A 577-nucleotide genomic window follows, 5' to 3' on the forward strand; every position below is an offset into this window, starting at 1 on the left:
GTCCCCGAACTCCCGGCAGATCTCCACGCCCTTGTCGTACGCCTCGATCGCCTCCTCCGCCCGGCCATCCTTCCGCAGGGCGATGCCGAGGTTATTCCACGCGCTGGCCTCACGCGGGCGGTCCCCGGTGGCCTGGAACAGGTCGCGGGCGCGGGTGTGCGCCTCGACCGCCTCCTCCACCCGGCCCACCTTCTGCAGGGCGATGCCGAGGTTGTTCCACGCCATGGCCTCACCATGGCGGTCGCCGATGGCCTGGTGCAGGTCGCGGGCGCGGGTGTGCGCCTCGACCGCCTCCTCCACCCGGCCTATCTGCTCCAGGGCGATGCCGAGGTTGTTCCACGCCATGGCCTCACCATGGCGGTCCCCGGTGGCCTGGTGCAGGTCGCGGGCGCGGGTCTGGGCCTCGACCGCCTCCTCCATCCGGCCCGCCTCCCGCAGGGCGAGGCCTAGGTTGTTCCACGCCATCCCCTCACCACGACTGTCCCCGGCACGGTGGGCGGCCTCCCGCGCGACATCCGAGACAGTGATCCAGTCATCGAAGTACCGCCGCCAGTCCAGATACTCCGCCAGACACAGA

1 protein-coding gene is annotated in these 577 nt (G+C 71.1%); it reads right to left on the bottom strand.

What is annotated here, in order from left to right; all coding sequences use genetic code 11:
• On the bottom strand, positions 1-577 hold a 577-nt coding region (locus tag TN53_RS41880; RefSeq protein WP_046264144.1), incomplete at both ends, for a tetratricopeptide repeat protein.

This window comes from Streptomyces sp. WM6386, assembly GCF_000972385.1.
Lineage (GTDB): Bacteria > Actinomycetota > Actinomycetes > Streptomycetales > Streptomycetaceae > Streptomyces.